The sequence below is a fragment of the Vallitalea sp. genome (assembly GCF_025211055.1).
Lineage (GTDB): Bacteria > Bacillota > Clostridia > Lachnospirales > Vallitaleaceae > Vallitalea.
This window is the reverse complement of record NZ_JAOARO010000057.1, coordinates 151,551-171,066: the sequence shown is the minus strand read 5'-3', so window position 1 is coordinate 171,066 and position 19,516 is coordinate 151,551. Positions and strand designations below refer to the sequence as shown.

Sequence of the window (19,516 nt, the reverse complement as noted above, 5' to 3'; positions counted from 1 at the left end):
ATGATATGCAGTTAAGAGACTATTTGAGGAACAGTATTCTAGTTACTGATGGTGCAATGGGTACCTATTATTCTAAGAAAACATTAAAAGATACTACAGTTTCAGAATTAGCTAATATCAATGATAAGAAAATTATTGAGACTATTCATATGGAATATATTGAAGCAGGAGCAAAACTCATTAGAACTAATACTTTTTCCGCTAATACAGTTAGTCTGAAATGCAGCAGAATAGAGCTTAGAGAAATTATTACAGAGGGGTATAATATAGCTACTCATTGTGCAAAAGGAAAAGATGTTTTTGTAGGAGTATCAATTGGTCCTATTCCAGAAAAACTAGATTCAGAAAAAGATAATATACTAGATGAATATTATTATATAATTAATACTTTGTTAGAACTAGGAGCTGACATTTTTGTATTGGAAACTTTTGCTAGTACCAATTATATAAAAATACTAACTGATTACATTTTATCAAAAAATGATAGAGCGGAAATTATAGCTCAATTCAAAGTAAATGCTTTTGGATACTCAAAAGAAGGAATAAGTTGTAGAAGACTCATTGAAGAAGCAAGAGGAATAAAAGGACTGGTTGCTTATGGGTTAAATTGTGGAATTGGTGTAGGACACTTATATAAAATAATAAAGAACTTGGATATAGAAGATGAGAATATTGTAGCAATACCTAACGCAGGATATCCAGATAAGATATATGAAAGAACAGTGTACAGAGATAATGCAAAGTATTTTGGTGAAACAATGGTTGATATCAAAAAGCTTGGTGTTAAGGTAATTGGTGGTTGTTGTGGAACTACTCCTAGTCATATAGAAGAAATCATAGAAAATTTAGACGGAAACTATGAACCTTCATCCATATATCATAGGAATAAAAAGCGAAAGAAACAAGGTATTACTAATACTCCAAATGAATTTTATAAAAAGCTGATGGATAATGAATTTGTCTTTGCTGTAGAATTGGACCCTCCTTATAATGGTAATGTTCAAAAGATCATGGAAAGTGCCAATATATTAAAAGCAGAAGGTGTAGATATTATCACTATAGCAGATTCACCTTTATCAAGACCTAGAGCAGATTCTATAATAATAGCTAACAAGATAGCGAAAGAAGTAGGAATTGATGTTATGCCCCATATCTGTTGCAGAGATAAGAATGTTATAGCACTAAAATCTATTATCTTAGGAGCTCATATAGAGAAAATCAGAAATATATTATTAGTCACTGGTGACCCTATTCCAAGCGAGGAAAGAATTGAAACAGCTAGTGTTTTTAACGTTAACTCTATTAAATTAATGGAATTGGTGAAAGAATTGAATGTTGATTTTGATCCTGAAGATGCAATGATATACGGTGGAGCTCTTAATCCTAATTTGACTTATGTAGATAAGATTATTAAGAGAATCAATAGAAAACAAGAAGCAGGAGCGAAATATCTATTGACTCAGCCTATTTATAATAAACAGGCTGTCAATAATCTTAAAATAATAAAAGAAAATACAAATATTAAGATATTAGGAGGTATAATGCCCCTAGTAAGTTATAAGAATGCTAGGTTTCTCAATAACGAAATAGCAGGTATAGATATTCCTGAGAACATCTGCAATATGTTTACAAAAGATATGACTAGAGAAGAAGCTGAAAATGTAGGTATAGAAATTGCAGTAGAAATTGCTATGAAAATAAAAGATATTGTGGATGGTATATACATGATAACACCGTTTAATAGAGTGGAAATGGTTAGTAAGATAATAAAAACCATAAGATAAATTAATTAATCAACGTGAATATATTAGATAGGTAAGACTATATAAAATTGACTTATATATAAGTTTTGAAAGGTTTGATTTCCTATGACGAAAAAAGAATTTAAAGAGTATCTGCAAAAAAACATATTGATTCTTGACGGTGCTACAGGAACAGAGTTACAGAAAAGAGGTATGCCAAGAGGGGTATGCCCAGAAAAATGGGTTATTGATAACAAAGAGGTCATCATAGATATTCAGAGAGGATATAAAGAAGCTGGTTCAAAAGCGGTTTATGCTTGTACTTTTGGCTGTAATTCTATAAAACTAGCTGAATTTGGACTAGAAGATAAGCTTGTCAAGATGAATAAAGAATTGGTTAGGATTTCAAGAGAAGCTGTTGGAGATGATGTGTGGGTTGTAGGAGATCTATCTCCAACAGGAGCACAGATATATCCTCTAAGCAATTATCATTTTGAAGACATTGTTAATGCGTATAAACCTCAAGTTAAGGCTTTGGTGGAAGCTGGCGTTGATTTATTTGTCATTGAGACCATGATGAATATTAATGAAGCCAGAGCTGCATTATTAGCTGTAAAAGAGATTTGTGACCTACCTGTTATGGTCAGCATGACTTATGAAAAAAGTGGTTATACACTTAATGGTACTGACCCAGTGACAGCATTGATAACTCTTCAGAATCTTGGTGCTGATGCAGTAGGTTGTAATTGTTCAACAGGTCCTAATGATATGATAGATATCGTAAAAGCTATGAAACCATATGCCAAAGTACCGTTGATTGTTAAGCCTAATGCTGGATTGCCAAAATACGAAAATGGTAAAACTATATTTGATATGGATGAAGATGAATTCTCCCACTATGGAGCATTGTTAGCAGAAGAAGGAGCTAATATTATTGGTGGATGCTGTGGTACCACAAAGACATTTATTAGTAAGTTAATAGATAAAATGAAAGATATTGATATTAGCTTGTGGAAAGATAGACAAGGAAGTATTCTAACATCTGAGCGTAAATCTGTAACTATAGGTGGAAATAACCCAACTATTATTGTTGGGGAAAGAATTAATCCAACAGGGAAGAAGAAATTACAAGAGCACCTAAGAAATAAAAATATGGATTATGTAGTAACCCTTGCTCATGAACAGATTGAAAAAGGAGCTACAGTACTTGATGTAAATGTAGGTATGAACGGCATAGATGAAGTTGTTATTATGAAACAAGCGATAGAACAATTATCAACATTTGTAAAAGTACCTCTATGTATTGATTCTTCCAATATTGATGCAATAGAAGCAGGGCTTAGGATTTATCCAGGTAGAGCTTTGGTGAATTCCATATCATTAGAACAACATAAGATTGATAAACTATTACCTATAGCCAAAAAATATGGTGCTATGTTTGTCTTATTACCACTTAGTGATAAAGGATTACCTAAAAGTATTAATGAAAAACACGAAATAATTAATACGATATATTCCCATGCAAAAGAATTAGGATATCAAAAAGAAGATATTATCGTTGATGGATTAGTTACAACAATTGCTTCTAATAGCAAAGCAGCTGCATTAACTTTAGAGACAATTGAATGGTGTTTTAGAGAATTTGGTACAGGAACAATAGTGGGATTATCAAACATCTCTTTTGGTTTACCTGAAAGGAAGCTTATTAATACAGCTTTTTTAGCTATGGGTATAGGAAAAGGGCTAGCAATGGCAATAGCCAATCCTTCAAATGAATTATTGATGAATATTATGAGGGCATCTGATGTTTTAGCAATAAAAGATAAGGACAGCCTTGCATATATTGAATCATTCAGTAAACAAGAGAAAAAAGTTAAGACTAAAGAAATAGTCAGTATAGATACTAACGAAGAAATAGATGTTAAACAAGTCATATTCAACATGGTTGTAAATGGAGAAAAAGAAGCTATATTGGATAATATAAAAAAATCTATAGAGAATGGTGATTTACCAAAAGTAATCATTAAAGAATATCTTATCCCAGCTATTACAAAAGTAGGAGAATTATTTGAAGAAAAGACATATTTCTTACCTCAATTGATTATGAGTGCAGAAACAATGAAAGCTGCTATGGACTATTTGGACCCTTTGCTTGAAAAAGATAGAGATAAGAAAGATAAACAAAAGAAAAAAGTTGTAATTGCTACGGTTAAAGGTGATATTCATGATATTGGCAAGAATTTAGTAGCATTAATGTTAAAAAATCATGGATTTGAAGTTATTGATCTAGGGAAAGATGTAGCGAAAGAAGTAATTGTTGAAAAAGCAAAACAAGTTAATGCTGATATTATAGCTTTATCAGCTCTAATGACAACAACAATGTTAGAAATGGAAAATGTTATTAGATTAGCAAAAGAGGAAGGATTAAGAGCAAAAGTGATTATTGGCGGAGCAGTAATAACTAATGACTATGCCAGAGAAATTGGGGCAGATGGTTATAGTGAAGATGCTAATATGGCAGTGAAGCTTGCACATCAATTAACTAATTAATAATTAAATAAATAAAAGTTGTTATAACAGGGGTTGGAGTTGTATCATCCAATGAATTATACATAAACAGTATAGAGGGAATGATTATGAAGTGGCAAAGAGAGGAGATAAAATTCTAACATTAAAAAACGGGAAATTAATTTGAGTTAATTATAAATATACATTAAAAAGTATAAAATTACCATGACCCTTTTTAAAATAATACAAAAAAACATCATTAAACGCTTGACATGAGCACTTTATCTTGGTATAATACTATCAATCGAAAATGAATTGTCTGATAAATGCAGTGATAGAGACGTATAATTTGCATATGTAGTTGTAGAGAGCTGATGGTTGGTGAGAATCAGTACTACTGCAATGATGTACATCACTCTTGAGCAGGACCATTGAAATTAGAGTAGGTGGTTACCGGGGAGCCCCGTTATAGGCTAGGGTTTGTTAGAACCTGATTTGAGTGGTCTTTTAGTATAAAGACAATTAGGGTGGTATCGCGTGGTTTCCTCGTCCCTACAGTTTATTCTGTAGGGGCGTTTTTATATATAAAATTAATTATGTTGCTAGTGAGAATGAAATGTACTAGAGTAAAACTTTCATTGGAAATGTGGTAGTTTAATCTGATTATTTAGTACGTTGACTTAGTAAAATGATAAACTCATTACTTAGTAAACATATAAAATCTGGAAGGAGGAATAATTATGAATAGACATGTATTATCAGTTTTAGTTACAAACCATTCTGGGGTGTTGAGTCGAGTCGCTGGGCTATTTAGTAGAAGAGGGTACAATATTGACAGTCTATCTGTTGGAGTTACTGAAAATCCAGAATTTTCTAGAATGACTATTGTAGCTAGAGGTAATGATTTAATTATTGATCAGATAACAAAACAACTAAATAAATTAGTTGATGTTATACATATAATAGAACTCAAACCAGAAGAATCTGTGTACAGAGAGTTAGCTCTTATTAAAATATCCGCAAAAGATGGAAACAGAGCAGCTATCATAGAAATAGTTGGTATCTTCAGAGCTAACATAATAGATGTTTCAAGTGAAACCCTAACTGTTGAGATTACAGGAGATCAAAACAAAGTAAATGCTTTTCTTGACTTAGTAGAGCCTTATGGAGTTAAAGAAATTGTTAGGACAGGACTTACAGCACTTGAAAGAGGTAGCAAAGAAATAAAACAATATATCGATTAGCTAAGGTAAACTTTTAAAAAAAATAGGAGGAAATAAAAATGGCAAAAATGTTTTATGAAAAGGATTGTAACTTATCATTATTAGAAGGAAAAACTGTAGCAGTAATTGGATATGGAAGTCAAGGACACGCTCATGCACTTAATCTTCATGAATCAGGTGTAGACGTAGTTGTTGGTTTATATGAAGGAAGTAAATCATGGAAATTAGCTGAAGATGCTGGTTTGAAAGTTGCAGTAGCTGCTGAAGCTGCAAAACAAGCTGATGTCATCATGATTTTAATAAATGATGAAAAACAAAGTGATTTATACAAAGAAAGTATTGAACCTAACTTAGAATCTGGAAACTCTCTAGTATTTGCTCATGGTTTTAATATTCATTATGGACAAATCGTTCCTCCAGAAGACGTAAATGTTTTCATGGTAGCTCCAAAAGGACCAGGACATACAGTTAGAAGTCAATATGTTGAAGGAAAAGGAGTTCCATGTCTTATCGCAGTATACCAAGATGCTAATGGAGCTAAAGATTTAGCACTTGCTTATGCAGCTGGTATTGGTGGAGCAAGAGCTGGTATTCTTGAAACAACTTTCAAAGAAGAGACTGAAACAGACTTATTCGGAGAGCAAGCAGTACTTTGTGGTGGTGTATCAGAACTTATAAAAGCTGGTTTTGAAACACTTGTTGAAGCTGGATACCAACCAGAAAGTGCATATTTTGAATGTTGTCATGAAATGAAACTTATAGTTGACCTTATCAATGAAGGTGGATTATCATACATGAGATATTCTATTAGTGATACTGCTGAATACGGAGATTACTCAGTTGGTAAGAGAATCATTAATAAAGATAGCAAGAAAGAAATGAAGAAAGTACTTGCAGAAATCCAAGATGGTACTTTTGCAAGAAATTGGATATTAGAGAACAAAGCTAATCGTCCAGCATTTAGATCTAGAAGAAGAATAGAATCTGAGCATCAAATTGAAAAAGTTGGAAAAGAACTTAGAAAAATGATGAGCTGGATGAAGTAATTAATAAACACTAATATTTGGTCGGTTTATTAACCGACCTTTTTTCTAAAAAAATTAAGAGTAAATTTATACAAAACTTACAAAAAATACCTTGAATTATCAAATAAAAATATTAAAAATGCACTAAGATAATTAATTCATAAATTGTATTAAGTTGTCTATTATATAGGAGGGAATATCAGTTGGAAAAAAACATAAAAATCTACGATTCCACCCTTAGGGATGGTGCTCAAGCTGAAGGGATATCCTTTTCAGTTGAGGATAAAATTAAGATAGTAAAAGCTCTTGACGAACTAGGTGTTTCCTACATTGAAGCAGGCAACCCAGGGTCAAACCCTAAGGATTTGGAATTTTTTGAACGTATTAAAAGTATTGAATTAAATAATACTAAATTAACTGCCTTCGGAAGTACAAGGCGTAGAAATATCAAAGTTCAAGATGATGCTAATGTCAAGTCATTACTTTTAGCTAATTCTCCTGTAGTTGCAATATTTGGTAAAAGTTGGGATTTCCATGTTACAGATATTATAAATACTACTTTGGAAGAAAATCTAAATATGATTAAGGACACTTTAGCATTTTTCAAAGAAAAAGGTAAAGAAGTTGTCTATGATGCTGAACATTTCTTTGATGGATATAAGGCAAATCCTGAGTATGCTATGAAAACCTTAGAAACTGCAATTGATGGTGGAGCTGATAGTTTAGTTCTTTGTGATACCAATGGTGGCTGCATGCCTAATGAAATCTATGAGATTACCAAATTGGTAGTAGATAAATATAAGACAGAAGTAGGTATCCATTGTCATAATGACTGTGGTATGGCAGTTGCAAATAGTATAATGGCAGTTTTTGCTGGAGCTAAGCAGGTTCAAGGAACATATATAGGTTTTGGAGAAAGATGTGGTAATGCTAATTTATCAACAGTTATCGGTAATCTACAGGTTAAAAATGATTATGAATGTATTAATGATGAAAACCTGGAACTAATTACTGATATAGCTAGAAAAGTTGCTGAAATAGCTAATGTTTCCTTAGATGATAAAGAACCTTATGTTGGTAGAGCAGCTTTCACTCACAAAGGCGGAATGCATATTGATGGTGTTAATAAGGCATCTAAATCATTTGAACATATTAATCCTTGGATTGTTGGAAACGAAAGAAGATTCTTAATGTCAGAAGTAGCGGGTAGAAGTACTATCCTTAAGAAAATACAAAAAGTGGCTCCAGACGTTAAGAAAGATTCACCTGAAACAATACAGATAATGGATAGATTAAAAGAATTAGAGCATGAAGGCTATCAATTTGAAGGTGCAGAAAGTACATTTGAATTAATTATAAGAAAGAACTTAGGTAAATATAAACCATTCTTCAAGTTAGAGAATTTTAAAACAATAGGTGAAAAACCTAACGCATCTGGAGAACTAACTGCTTTTGCTATGGTAAAAGTTAATGTTGATGGTAAGATTAAGATGGCAGCTGCAGAAGGTGATGGACCTGTAAATGCACTAGATAAAGCACTTAGACAGGCTCTTGAAGTATTCTATCCAGAACTTAAAAAAGTACATTTAACTGATTATAAGGTAAGGGTTCTAGATACAAAAGAAGCTACTGCTGCAAAAGTTAGAGTGCTTATATCATCTACAGATGGTAAGCATGAATGGTCAACCGTTGGTGTTTCAACAGATATCATTAATGCAAGTTTAATAGCTTTAATAGATTCAATCGAGGTCAAGTTACTTAGAGAACTAACAAATAAGATTAAAGCTTATATATAAAAATAACTAATAAAGAGTTATAACATTATAAATACTAGTGTTAATAATCAAATTAATAATATAGTAAAAAATAAGTGAAATAGATATATCAAAAGGAGGACATATAAATGGGAATGACAATGACTCAAAAGATTTTAGCTGCTCATGCTGGTCTGGAAGAAGTGAAGGCTGGGCAATTAATAGAAGCTAATCTTGATTTGGTGCTTGGTAATGATATTACAACACCAGTTGCAATAAAGGAATTCAAGAAAATAGGTGTAGATAAGGTTTTTGATAAAACTAAGGTTGCAATAGTACCTGACCACTTCACACCAAACAAAGATATAAAAGCAGCTGAACAATGTAAGTGTGTAAGAGAATTTGCTCTTGATAAAGAAGTAGAGAATTATTTTGAAGTTGGAGAAATGGGAATTGAACATGCGTTGATTCCAGAAAAAGGATTGGTTGTTCCAGGTTATGTTGTAATAGGTGCTGATTCACATACTTGTACTTATGGTGCTCTTGGTGCATTCTCTACTGGTATTGGAAGTACTGATATGGCTGCTGGAATGGCTACAGGAAAATGTTGGTTCAAAGTTCCTTCAGCATTAAAATTCGTATTGACTGGTAAACCAGCAAAATGGGTAAGTGGTAAAGATGTTATTTTACACATTATCGGTCTTATTGGTGTAGATGGTGCTCTATACAAATCAATGGAATTCGTTGGGGATGGACTTGAATATCTTTCAATGGATGACAGATTCAGTATGGCTAACATGGCTATAGAAGCTGGTGGAAAGAATGGAATATTCCCAGTTGATGATAAGACATTAGAGTATGTCAAAGATCACTCTAGCAAAGAATATAAAGTATATGAAGCAGATGAAGATGCCCAGTATGATGCTGTATATGAAATAAAACTAGATGAACTTAGACCTACGGTAGCTTTCCCACATCTTCCTGATAACACTCGTACTATTGATGAAGTAGGAGAGGTTAAGATTGATCAGGTTGTCATTGGTTCATGTACTAATGGTAGAATAGAAGATCTAAGAGCAGCAGCTGAGCTATTAAAAGGAAGAAAGGTAGCAAAAGGAATAAGAACTATTGTTTTCCCTGCTACTCAAAAAATATATCTTCAAGCTATGGATGAAGGTTTAATCAGAACATTCATAGAAGCTGGAGCTATAGTAAGTACTCCTACTTGTGGACCATGTCTTGGTGGACACATGGGTATCCTTGCAAAAGGTGAGAGAGCAGTAGCTACTACTAATAGAAACTTTGTTGGTAGAATGGGTCATGTAGAGTCAGAAGTATATCTTGCAAGTCCAGTTGTAGCGGCAGCATCTGCTATACTTGGAAGAATTGCTGGACCAGAAGAATTATAAAATAAATAATATAGATTAATATAAGCAGATAAGAAGAAATTGATTTAATTAGAATATTAAGAATAAAAAAATAATAATATGCGTAGAGGTGATTAGATGAAGGCTAGAGGTAAAGTTTTTAAATACGGCGATAATGTAGATACAGATGTAATAATTCCAGCAAGATATCTAAACACAACTGAGCCAAAAGAGTTAGCGGCTCATTGTATGGAAGATATAGATGGAGATTTTGTGAAGAATGTTAAAGAAGGCGACATTATGGTTGCCAATAAGAATTTTGGATGTGGTTCTTCAAGAGAGCATGCTCCAATATCAATAAAAGCGGCTGGAATATCTTGTGTTATAGCTAGTACTTTCGCAAGAATATTCTATAGAAATGCTATTAATATCGGACTTCCAATTCTTGAATGTGATGAGGCTGTAAAAGGTATTGATGCAGGAGATGAAGTTGAAGTAGATTTTGATAGTGGTATGATAACTAATGTGACTAAGAATAAATCTTATCAGGGGGAAGCTTTTCCAGAATTTATGCAGCAGATTATTAAGGCTGATGGGTTGATTAATCATATTAAGAATAATAGGTAGAGAGATATAAATCATTGGTAGAGGGGTCAGGGTAAAGTGACATAAATCACTTGCCTTACCCTGAGAAGCGGTCGGTCTGCGTGATTTATGTCACTTTACCCTTCTGCCGTCATGATTATGGTATATATATTTAGTGTGATAAATGTGAGATGAAAGGAATGGACGTAGGATGAATTATAATATAGCAGTTATTCCTGGTGACGGGATTGGACCAGATATCGTAGAGCAAGGTAAGTTGGTTCTTGATAAGGTAGGAGAAAAGTTCGGACATAGTTTCTTGTATACAGAGGTTTTGGCAGGTGGAATCGCGATAGATAAAGTTGGGGAGCCTCTTCCACAGGAGACAATAGATGTTTGTAAGAAGAGTGATTCAGTTCTTCTTGGTGCAGTTGGAGGTCCTAAGTGGGATAATCTAGCTGATAGACCAGAGAAAGCTTTATTAGGACTTAGAAGTGAGTTAGAGTTATTTGCTAATATTAGACCAGCAACAATGTTTGATCAATTAAGGGATGCGTGTCCATTAAAAGATGAGATAATTGGAGATGGTGGACTTGACCTTGTAGTTGTAAGAGAATTGACTGGTGGTATCTACTTTGGTGAAAGAGGTAGACAAGGTGAGAAAGCTTTTGACACTATGGAGTATAGTGTTGATGAGATAAAGAGAATAGCAAAAGTTGGATTTGACATTGCTATGAAGCGTAATAAGAAAGTTACTAGTATAGATAAAGCTAACATATTGGAGAATTCAAGATTGTGGAGATCAGTAGTAGAAGAGATGGCTAAAGATTATAAAGAGGTTGAAGTTAATCATCTATATGTAGATAATGGCGCTATGCAGTTGGTAATCAATCCAAAACAATTTGATGTTATCCTTACAGGAAATATGTTCGGAGATATATTATCAGATGAAGCTAGTATGATAACAGGATCAATCGGTATGCTTCCTTCAGCTAGTTTAGGTAGTTCTAAGCTTGGTATGTATGAGCCTATTCATGGTTCAGCACCAGATATAGCGGGAATGGACAAAGCTAATCCAATCGCTACTATATTATCTGTAGCTATGATGTTAAGATATTCATTTGACTTGGAAGATGAAGCTAAGGCTATAGAAAAAGCTGTAGAAGAAGTGTTGGAAGATGGATATCGTACTGGTGATATTATGAGTAAAGGTATGAAATCAATCGGAACAAAAGAAATGGGTAGTTTGATAGCAAGTAAATTATAAGAAGATAGGGTGATATTTTATGAGAAGTGATAGTGTAAAAACTGGTATAGAAAGAGCCCCTCATCGATCTTTGTTTAAAGCAATGGGATACACGGATGAAGAGATAAGGAGACCCTTAATAGGTATAGTTAATTCACAAAATGATATAGTTCCAGGTCATGTGCACCTTGATACTATAGTAGATGCAGTTAAAACAGGAGTACTAATGTCTGGTGGTACACCAATAGTATTCCCAGCTATAGGAGTATGTGATGGTATTGCAATGGGACATGTAGGAATGCATTATTCATTGGTAACTAGAGAATTGATTGCTGATTCTATAGAAGCAATGGCTATGGCACATGGTTTTGATGCTCTTGTTATGGTTCCTAACTGTGATAAAATCGTTCCAGGTATGTTGATGGCTGCTGCAAGACTTAACTTACCAACAGTTGTAGTAAGTGGTGGTCCTATGATATCAATAAATAAAAAAGGTAAAGACCTTGACCTTAATAGTGTTTTTGAAGCTGTAGGTGCGTTTAAGGCTGGTTCAATGAGTGAAGATGAAGTATATGAATGTGAGAATAACGCTTGTCCAAGCTGTGGTTCATGTTCAGGAATGTTCACTGCTAACAGTATGAATTGCTTAACAGAAGTATTAGGACTAGGACTTCCTGGCAATGGTACAATCCCTGCAATATATTCTGAGAGAATAAGACTTGCAAAAATGGCAGGTATGGCAGTAATGAAGGTACTTGAAAAAGACATTAGACCAAGAGATATAATGAATGAAAAAACATTTCAAAATGCTTTGACAGTGGATATGGCTCTAGGATGTAGTACTAATAGTATGTTGCATCTACCTGCCATAGCTAATGAAGCTGAAGTAGAACTTAATCTTGATATAGCTAATGAAATAAGCGGTAAAACACCTAACCTATGTAAATTAAGTCCAGCAGGACCTTATCATATACAAGATTTATATAAAGCTGGTGGTGTTCAGGCTGTTATGAAAGAGTTAGCCAAGAAGGATTTATTGAATACAGATCTAATGACAGTTACTGGTAAAACAGTAGGTGAAAACATAGAAAAAGCAGTGAATAGAGACGAAAATGTAATCAGACCAATAGATGACCCGCACAGTAAAACTGGAGGAATCGCAGTATTAAAAGGTAATATTGCTCCAGATGGTTGTGTAGTCAAGAAATCGGCTGTAGCTAAACAGATGTTACAACATACTGGACCTGCTAGAGTATATGATTCAGAAGATGAAGCTATAAAAGCTATCTATGATGGAATGATCAAAAAAGGTGATGTAGTAGTAATTCGTTACGAAGGACCAAAAGGTGGTCCAGGTATGAGAGAAATGCTTTCACCAACCTCAGCTCTTGCTGGTATGGGACTTGATAAAGAAGTAGCCCTTATTACAGATGGTAGATTCAGTGGAGCTACAAGAGGAGCGGCAATTGGACATGTATCTCCTGAAGCCGCTGACGGTGGTAATATAGGACTTGTAAAAGAGAATGATACTATTGAAATTGATATAGAGAAAGGCTCAATAAATCTTAAGGTGACTGAGGAAGAATTAGAAGCAAGAAGAGAAGTCTTTGTTCCTAAGGAACCTAAGATTAAAAAAGGTTACTTGGCAAGATATGCTAAATTAGTAAAATCTGCAAGTACTGGAGCAATTTTAGAATAGAAATAAAAAAATAGATTTACATGAAGATGTAAGAAGGAGATGATATAGTGAAATTAACAGGAGCACAGATTGTAATTGAATGTTTGAAAGAGCAAAGTGTTGATACAGTATTTGGATATCCAGGTGGTGCTGTTCTGAACATATATGATGAAATATATAAAAACATGGATAGTATTAAGCATATTCTTACATCTCATGAACAAGGAGCATCTCACGCAGCTGATGGTTATGCTAGGTCAACTGGAAAAGTCGGCGTTGTTATAGCCACTTCTGGTCCAGGTGCAACTAACTTGGTTACAGGTATAGCTACTGCTTATATGGACTCTGTACCAATGGTAGCTATTACAGGTAATGTACCTGTATCACTACTTGGTAGAGATAGTTTTCAGGAAGTTGATATAACTGGTGTGACTATGCCTATTACTAAACACAATTATATTGTAAAGGATGTTAATGATTTAGCTGATATTATTAGAGAAGCTTTCTATACAGCTAAAGAGGGACGACCTGGTCCTGTTCTTATTGACATACCAAAGGATGTAACAGCTAACCAAGCAGAATATGAGCCTATGGCACCTAAGAAGGTTAGCAGATGCTCTAAGAATATTACTACAGAATCTATTGAAGAAGCTATAGAATTAATTAAGAATTCTAAGAAGCCTTATATCTATGCAGGTGGAGGAGTAATAATCTCAGAAGCTGCTAAAGAATTAAAGGATTTTGCTGACAAAGTTCATGCACCAGTTACATGTAGTTTGATGGGTATTGGTGGATTCCCAACAAATGATGACCTATATACAGGGATGATAGGAATGCATGGTTCAAAAGCTAGTAACTTAGGTGTAACTACATGTGATCTACTTATTGTAGTTGGAGCCAGATTCAGTGATAGAGTTATTGGAAAACCAGATAAATTCGCTAATAAAGCAAGAGTACTTCAAATAGATGTTGACCCTGCAGAGGTTAATAAGAATATATTGACTTATCATTCTGTGATAGGTGACATCAAAAAAGTACTACAACAGTTGAATGATAGGTTAGAGGAACAAAATCATGCAGAGTGGTTAAGTGAAATAAAATACTTAAAAGAAAAATATCCTCTAAAATATCCTACAGATTGTGTAAGTGCTCAATACGCTATAGAAAAATTAGATGAAATAACAGAAGGTGAAGCCATAATTACTACTGAAGTAGGTCAGCATCAAATGTGGGCTGGACAGTATTACAAGTTCAAAGAGCCTAGAAAATTCTTGACATCAGGTGGTCTTGGAACTATGGGTTATGGATTTGGGGCATGTCTTGGTGCTAAGGTAGGTAATCCAGATAAAATAGTTGTCAATATAGCTGGTGATGGAAGTTTTAGAATGAACTTCAATGAATTATTAACAGCTGTAAGACATAACATCAAGATCATAGTACTAGTTATTAATAATGGAGTTCTAGGTATGGTTAGACAATGGCAAACACTATTCTATGATGAAAGATATTCCTTCACAACTCTTAATCAAGATCTTGACTATGTAAAATTAGCTGAGTCAATGGGAGCTGTAGGTTTCAATATAACTAGTAAAGACCAAGTGGAAGATGTTTTCAGAAAAGCTATCGAAGAAACTAAACCAGTAATCATAAATTGTGTTATTGACAAAGATGATAAAGTATTCCCAATGGTAGCTCCAGGAAAACCAATTGAAGATGTAATTGTTGAATAATAATTCAAATAGGGAGCATTTTTTATGAAAGTATATGATGAGAATATTTTAAAAGATGGTCAAAAACTTGTTATACGTAATGCAGAAGAAAATGACGCACAAGGTTTAATTGATTTATTACAGACAGTTGATAGTGAAACAAGATTCTTGGCACGTGAGCCTGGTGAATTTAATTTTACATTAGAACAAGAAAGAGAATTTATTAAAAGTACAATGAATGCTGATAATAACCAATTGTTAGTTGGTGAAATAGACGATATAATCGTAGCCAATTGCTCAGTAGGAATAGTTTCAAATAATAAAAGATATCTTCATAGAGCTGCTATGGGTATATCTGTTAGAAAGAAATATTGGAACAAGGGTATTGGTAGAATAATGATGAATGAATGTATTAAGTGGTGTAAAGAAAAAGGTGTTGAACAACTGGAACTAGAAGTTGTTACTCAAAATAGTAGGGCTATTTCAATGTACAAAAATTTTGGTTTTGAAAATCATGGAACTAAGAAAAATGCACTAAAATACAGTGATGGAACTTATGCTGATGAATACTATATGATTTTATTTCTAGAGTAGTATTGTTAATGGATTCAAGATTAAACTTTTCTAATATGGACAGTATGTTGCTGTTTGGCTTAGAAAAGTTTTTCCTTTTTGTTATAAGCTGATAAATATTTAACAAATAGAGAAAAATGTGGTATATTTATAAGGTGCAAGAAGTAAATATACATTTTTGTATCACATAAGGAACTAACTTTTGTTCTTGACTAGTTAGGGTTTTTATAATATATTATATTTAGTGCATTAACATATTAAACTATATAAGATGTTAGGCTCATGCAAGTTTATCATTTTTTTAACAAACAATAATATAATTATTAATCATAATTACTTAATTATACATTAAATAGTTTGAATATTTTGCTTGAAGACAGACAATGATGTTTGTCTTGCAAAGACAAAGAGCAAATAGTTGAATATGTTACATATAAAATTTCGATTTGGAGTGATTAAGAATGAACAGAGTTTACAATTTTTCAGCAGGACCATCTATGTTACCTATAAAAGTACTTGAAAAAGCTTCTAAAGAAATGACTAACTACAATAATACTGGTATGTCTGTTATGGAGATGAGCCATAGATCATCTGCTTACCAAGATATTATTGATACAGCAGAAAAGACACTTAGAGAAATAATGAATATTCCTAATAATTATAAGGTATTATTCTTACAAGGTGGAGCTTCCACTCAATTTGCTATGATTCCTCTTAACTTATTAACTAGTTCCAAAAAAGCAGATTATGTTAATACAGGAGCATGGTCAAAAAAAGCTATAGAAGAAGCTAAAAAATATGGTGAAGTTAACGTAGCGGCTTCATCAGAAGACAAAACTTTTACATATATCCCAGAATTAGATAAAGAAACTTTTACAAAAGATGCAGATTATTTCCACATAACATCAAATAATACTATCTACGGAACTAAATTCAATGAATTACCAGATGTAGGGGACGTGCCTATCGTAGCTGATATGTCCTCCAATATATTATCTGAAGAAGTGGATGTTAGCAAATATGGTGTTATCTATGCTGGTGCACAAAAAAACATGGGACCAGCTGGTGTAACAGTTGTTATCATTAGAGAAGATTTAATAGGGGACCCTCAGGATATAACACCTACAATGCTTAAGTATAAAACACATTCTGATAAGGGTTCAATGTTCAATACACCTCCTACTTATAGTATTTATGTAGCTGGTATGGTTTTTGAATGGATAAAAGAATTAGGTGGAATTGGTGCTATTCAAAAAAGAAACGAAGAAAAAGCAAAATTGATCTATGATTATCTTGATTCTAGCAAATTGTTCAAAGGAACAGTAACCCAAAAAGACCGTTCCTTAATGAATATTCCTTTTGTACTGCCTACTGATGAACTTAATGCTGAATTTATCAAAGAAGCTGCAGAAAGAGGTATGGTTAACCTTAAGGGACATAGAACTGTTGGTGGTATGAGAGCTAGTATCTACAATGCAATGCCTTTAGAAGGTGTTAAGAAATTAGTTGATTTCATGAAAGAGTTTGAAGAAAACAATAAGTAGACATGTTTTTATAGAAATAATACATAGGAAGGACGGATAATAATGTATAAGATTAAGACACTTAATAATATTGCTGAGGAAGGTCTTAACTTATTTAATGATAAGTTTGAAATAGTTGACGATGTCGATGCAGATGGTATATTACTAAGAAGTTATAAGATGCATGATATGGAATTACCTGATAGGCTAGAAGCTATAGGTCGTGCAGGTGCAGGAGTTAACAATATTCCTATAGATAAATGTTCAGAAAAAGGTATTGTTGTTTTTAATACACCTGGTGCCAATGCCAATGCAGTAAAAGAATTAGTTATGGCTGGTCTTTTATTAGCTTCAAGAGATATTGTAGGAGCAATAGACTGGGCTAAGACTTTAAAAGGTAAAGGTGAAGAAGTACCTAAATTAGTAGAAGGCGGTAAATCCAATTTTGTAGGACCAGAAGTTAGAGGAAAAACTCTAGGAGTTATAGGACTAGGTGCTATAGGTGTTTTAGTTGCTAATGCCGCTAAAAGACTAGGAATGGAAGTATTAGGATATGACCCATTCATATCAGTTGAATCTGCATGGGAATTAAATCATAATATCCAAAAATCTGATAGTCTTGATGAATTATTCATGAAATCAGATTATATAACGATACATGTTCCATTAATGGATGCTACAAAAGGCATGATTAATGAAGAAAAGATAAATCTTATGAAAGATGGGGTTAGATTATTGAATTTCTCCAGAGCAGGCTTATGTAATGATGCTGATCTGGAAAAAGCTTTAGAATCAGGTAAGGTTGCAAGATATATAACTGACTTCCCATATGATAAGGTTCTTAATATGAAGAATGTAGTATGTATTCCTCATCTAGGAGCATCAACACCTGAATCAGAAGTCAATTGTGCTGTTATGGCAGTAAGTGAAGTAAAAGATTATATTGAAAATGGTAATATAACTAATTCAGTCAACTATCCAGAATGTAATATGGGTGTATGTAATACTGTGGGAAGAATAGCAGTTAATCATAAAAATATCCCATACATGGTTAGTAATATAACAACTGCTCTTGCTTCTAAGAATATCAATATCATTGATATGATTAATAAGAGCAAGAAAGACTGGGCTTATACTTTGATTGATGTGGAAAGCAAGATTACTGATGAAATAGTTGATGGATTAAAGGAAATTGAAGGTATAGTTAAAGTTAGAGTATTAAAATAATTAAGATAAGTAGGAACTAGTCTTAATTGTTCCTAATTAGGAGTGAAATCAATGGCGATAATTAGACCCTTTTGTGGTATAAGACCAGCTACTAAGTATGCTGAAAATATAGCGGCTTTGCCTTATGATGTTTATAATAGAGAAGAAGCAGTAGAAGAGGTTAAGGGAAAACCCTATTCCTTTTTGAGAATCGATAGAGCTGAAGTTGAGATGGATATGGGTATTGATACCTATGATAAGAAGGTTTATCAACATGCAAGAGACAAGTTTGATGAATTTGTTGAAAAAGGTTATTTTATTCAAGACGATAAACCTTGTTTATATTTATATGAACTTGAAATGAACGGAAGAAAACAGCTAGGAATCGTTACGTGTACTTCAGTAGACGATTATTTGAATAATAATATCAAAAAACATGAATTGACTAGAGAAGCTAAGGAACAAGACAGAATTAATCATGTTGACTATCTAGATGCTAATACAGGACCAATTTTCTTGACCTATAGAGCTGAACAAGAGATTAATGCTCTAATGGATAAGTATGTCAATGATAATATACCTATATATGATTTTACAGCTGATGATGAAATCAGTCATAGAGTATGGGTAGTAGAAGATGATAAGCTTATAGAGCAGTTAGTTATGCATTTTAAGAACATTGATAGTCTCTATATAGCTGATGGTCACCATAGAGCCGCATCAGCAGTTAAAGTAGCTGTGAAGAGACGAAAAGCTAATCCAGATTATGATGGGACAGAAGAATTCAACTTCTTTTTATCAGTTGTTTTTCCAGATGAACAGTTATATATTATGGATTATAATAGAGTAGTGAAAGACCTTAATAATTATAGTGTAAGTGAATTGATTAATGAAGTAGAGAGAAATTTTGTTGTAGAGGAGATTGGAAGTAAGCCTTATAAACCTGCTGAAAAATTAGAGTTTGGTATGTTTGTAGACAGTAAGTGGTACAAACTAAGGGCAAAAGACCAATTAAAATCAATTGATGACCCTGTTCGTAGCCTTGATGTTTCAATACTATATAATTATCTGTTACAGCCTATCCTTGATATAGGTGATCCTAGAATTGATAAGAGGATAGACTTTGTTGGAGGTATCAGAGGATTAAAAGAGCTGGAACGTAGAGCACAGTCTGATATGAAAATTGCATTTTCAATGTATCCAACAAAGATTGAAGAACTTATGAATATAGCAGATGCTAGTAAACTGATGCCACCAAAATCAACATGGTTTGAACCTAAGTTACGTAGTGGTTTACTTATTCATAAATTAAGTTGATTAATTTTTTTGTTATTATATTGGCCAGTATACAAAAATGTATACTGGTTTATATTTTGC

General features: G+C 33.2%; 14 protein-coding genes and 1 other annotated feature. All 14 genes read left to right on the top strand.

Annotated features, from left to right (window positions below):
• Positions 1-5: 5 nt before the first annotated feature.
• Positions 6-1,784, top strand: coding sequence for a bifunctional homocysteine S-methyltransferase/methylenetetrahydrofolate reductase (locus tag N4A55_RS07920; protein ID WP_293755061.1), 1,779 nt, complete (start codon positions 6-8; stop codon positions 1,782-1,784).
• Positions 1,785-1,868: 84 nt separating this feature from the next.
• The gene (locus N4A55_RS07915; RefSeq protein ID WP_293755060.1) at positions 1,869-4,292 is read left to right on the top strand and encodes a homocysteine S-methyltransferase family protein; all 2,424 of its coding nucleotides are present in this window, start codon (positions 1,869-1,871) and stop codon (positions 4,290-4,292) included.
• Positions 4,293-4,572: 280 nt separating this feature from the next.
• Positions 4,573-4,807: a binding site (T-box leader), on the top strand.
• 183 nt (positions 4,808-4,990) lie between these two features.
• On the top strand, positions 4,991-5,494 hold the full coding sequence (gene ilvN, locus N4A55_RS07910; RefSeq protein ID WP_293755059.1) for an acetolactate synthase small subunit: 504 nt from the start codon (positions 4,991-4,993) through the stop codon (positions 5,492-5,494).
• 38 nt (positions 5,495-5,532) lie between these two features.
• Positions 5,533-6,519 (top strand): ketol-acid reductoisomerase, encoded by a 987-nt coding sequence (ilvC, locus tag N4A55_RS07905; RefSeq protein ID WP_293755058.1) that lies wholly within the window; start codon positions 5,533-5,535, stop codon positions 6,517-6,519.
• Between the two features lie 182 nt (positions 6,520-6,701).
• A complete protein-coding gene (gene cimA, locus N4A55_RS07900) occupies positions 6,702-8,294 on the top strand; it encodes a citramalate synthase (RefSeq protein ID WP_293755057.1) in 1,593 nt (530 codons plus the stop codon).
• A gap of 107 nt (positions 8,295-8,401) precedes the next feature.
• Positions 8,402-9,661, top strand: a complete 1,260-nt coding sequence (gene leuC, locus N4A55_RS07895; protein WP_293755056.1) for a 3-isopropylmalate dehydratase large subunit — start codon at positions 8,402-8,404, stop codon at positions 9,659-9,661.
• Between the two features lie 96 nt (positions 9,662-9,757).
• Positions 9,758-10,246, top strand: a complete 489-nt coding sequence (gene leuD, locus N4A55_RS07890) for a 3-isopropylmalate dehydratase small subunit (RefSeq protein WP_293755055.1) — start codon at positions 9,758-9,760, stop codon at positions 10,244-10,246.
• A 169-nt stretch (positions 10,247-10,415) separates the two neighbouring features.
• The gene (gene leuB / locus N4A55_RS07885; RefSeq protein ID WP_293755054.1) at positions 10,416-11,471 is read left to right on the top strand and encodes a 3-isopropylmalate dehydrogenase; all 1,056 of its coding nucleotides are present in this window, start codon (positions 10,416-10,418) and stop codon (positions 11,469-11,471) included.
• Positions 11,472-11,490: 19 nt separating this feature from the next.
• Entirely contained in the window at positions 11,491-13,149 is a 1,659-nt protein-coding gene (ilvD, locus tag N4A55_RS07880; protein WP_293755053.1) for a dihydroxy-acid dehydratase, read from the top strand.
• A gap of 47 nt (positions 13,150-13,196) precedes the next feature.
• A complete protein-coding gene (gene ilvB, locus N4A55_RS07875) occupies positions 13,197-14,858 on the top strand; it encodes a biosynthetic-type acetolactate synthase large subunit (RefSeq protein ID WP_293755052.1) in 1,662 nt (553 codons plus the stop codon).
• Positions 14,859-14,882: 24 nt separating this feature from the next.
• A complete protein-coding gene (locus tag N4A55_RS07870) occupies positions 14,883-15,431 on the top strand; it encodes a GNAT family N-acetyltransferase (RefSeq protein ID WP_293755051.1) in 549 nt (182 codons plus the stop codon).
• 440 nt (positions 15,432-15,871) lie between these two features.
• Positions 15,872-16,954, top strand: coding sequence for a 3-phosphoserine/phosphohydroxythreonine transaminase (serC, locus tag N4A55_RS07865; protein WP_293755050.1), 1,083 nt, complete (start codon positions 15,872-15,874; stop codon positions 16,952-16,954).
• Positions 16,955-16,996: 42 nt separating this feature from the next.
• On the top strand, positions 16,997-18,160 hold the full coding sequence (locus N4A55_RS07860) for a phosphoglycerate dehydrogenase (RefSeq protein ID WP_293755049.1): 1,164 nt from the start codon (positions 16,997-16,999) through the stop codon (positions 18,158-18,160).
• Positions 18,161-18,211: 51 nt separating this feature from the next.
• On the top strand, positions 18,212-19,456 hold the full coding sequence (locus tag N4A55_RS07855) for a DUF1015 domain-containing protein (protein WP_293755048.1): 1,245 nt from the start codon (positions 18,212-18,214) through the stop codon (positions 19,454-19,456).
• Positions 19,457-19,516: the final 60 nt, after the last annotated feature.

Bases quoted from the DNA above. Each gene is read 5' to 3' on its own strand.
- N4A55_RS07920 (WP_293755061.1), top strand. From the start codon at position 6: ATGCAGTTAAGAGACTATTTGAGGAACAGTATTCTAGTTACTGATGGT.
- N4A55_RS07915 (WP_293755060.1), top strand. From the start codon at position 1,869: ATGACGAAAAAAGAATTTAAAGAGTATCTGCAAAAAAACATATTGATT.
- ilvN (WP_293755059.1), top strand. From the start codon at position 4,991: ATGAATAGACATGTATTATCAGTTTTAGTTACAAACCATTCTGGGGTG.
- ilvC (WP_293755058.1), top strand. From the start codon at position 5,533: ATGGCAAAAATGTTTTATGAAAAGGATTGTAACTTATCATTATTAGAA.
- leuC (WP_293755056.1), top strand. From the start codon at position 8,402: ATGGGAATGACAATGACTCAAAAGATTTTAGCTGCTCATGCTGGTCTG.
- leuD (WP_293755055.1), top strand. From the start codon at position 9,758: ATGAAGGCTAGAGGTAAAGTTTTTAAATACGGCGATAATGTAGATACA.
- leuB (WP_293755054.1), top strand. From the start codon at position 10,416: ATGAATTATAATATAGCAGTTATTCCTGGTGACGGGATTGGACCAGAT.
- ilvD (WP_293755053.1), top strand. From the start codon at position 11,491: ATGAGAAGTGATAGTGTAAAAACTGGTATAGAAAGAGCCCCTCATCGA.
- N4A55_RS07870 (WP_293755051.1), top strand. From the start codon at position 14,883: ATGAAAGTATATGATGAGAATATTTTAAAAGATGGTCAAAAACTTGTT.
- serC (WP_293755050.1), top strand. From the start codon at position 15,872: ATGAACAGAGTTTACAATTTTTCAGCAGGACCATCTATGTTACCTATA.
- N4A55_RS07860 (WP_293755049.1), top strand. From the start codon at position 16,997: ATGTATAAGATTAAGACACTTAATAATATTGCTGAGGAAGGTCTTAAC.
- N4A55_RS07855 (WP_293755048.1), top strand. From the start codon at position 18,212: ATGGCGATAATTAGACCCTTTTGTGGTATAAGACCAGCTACTAAGTAT.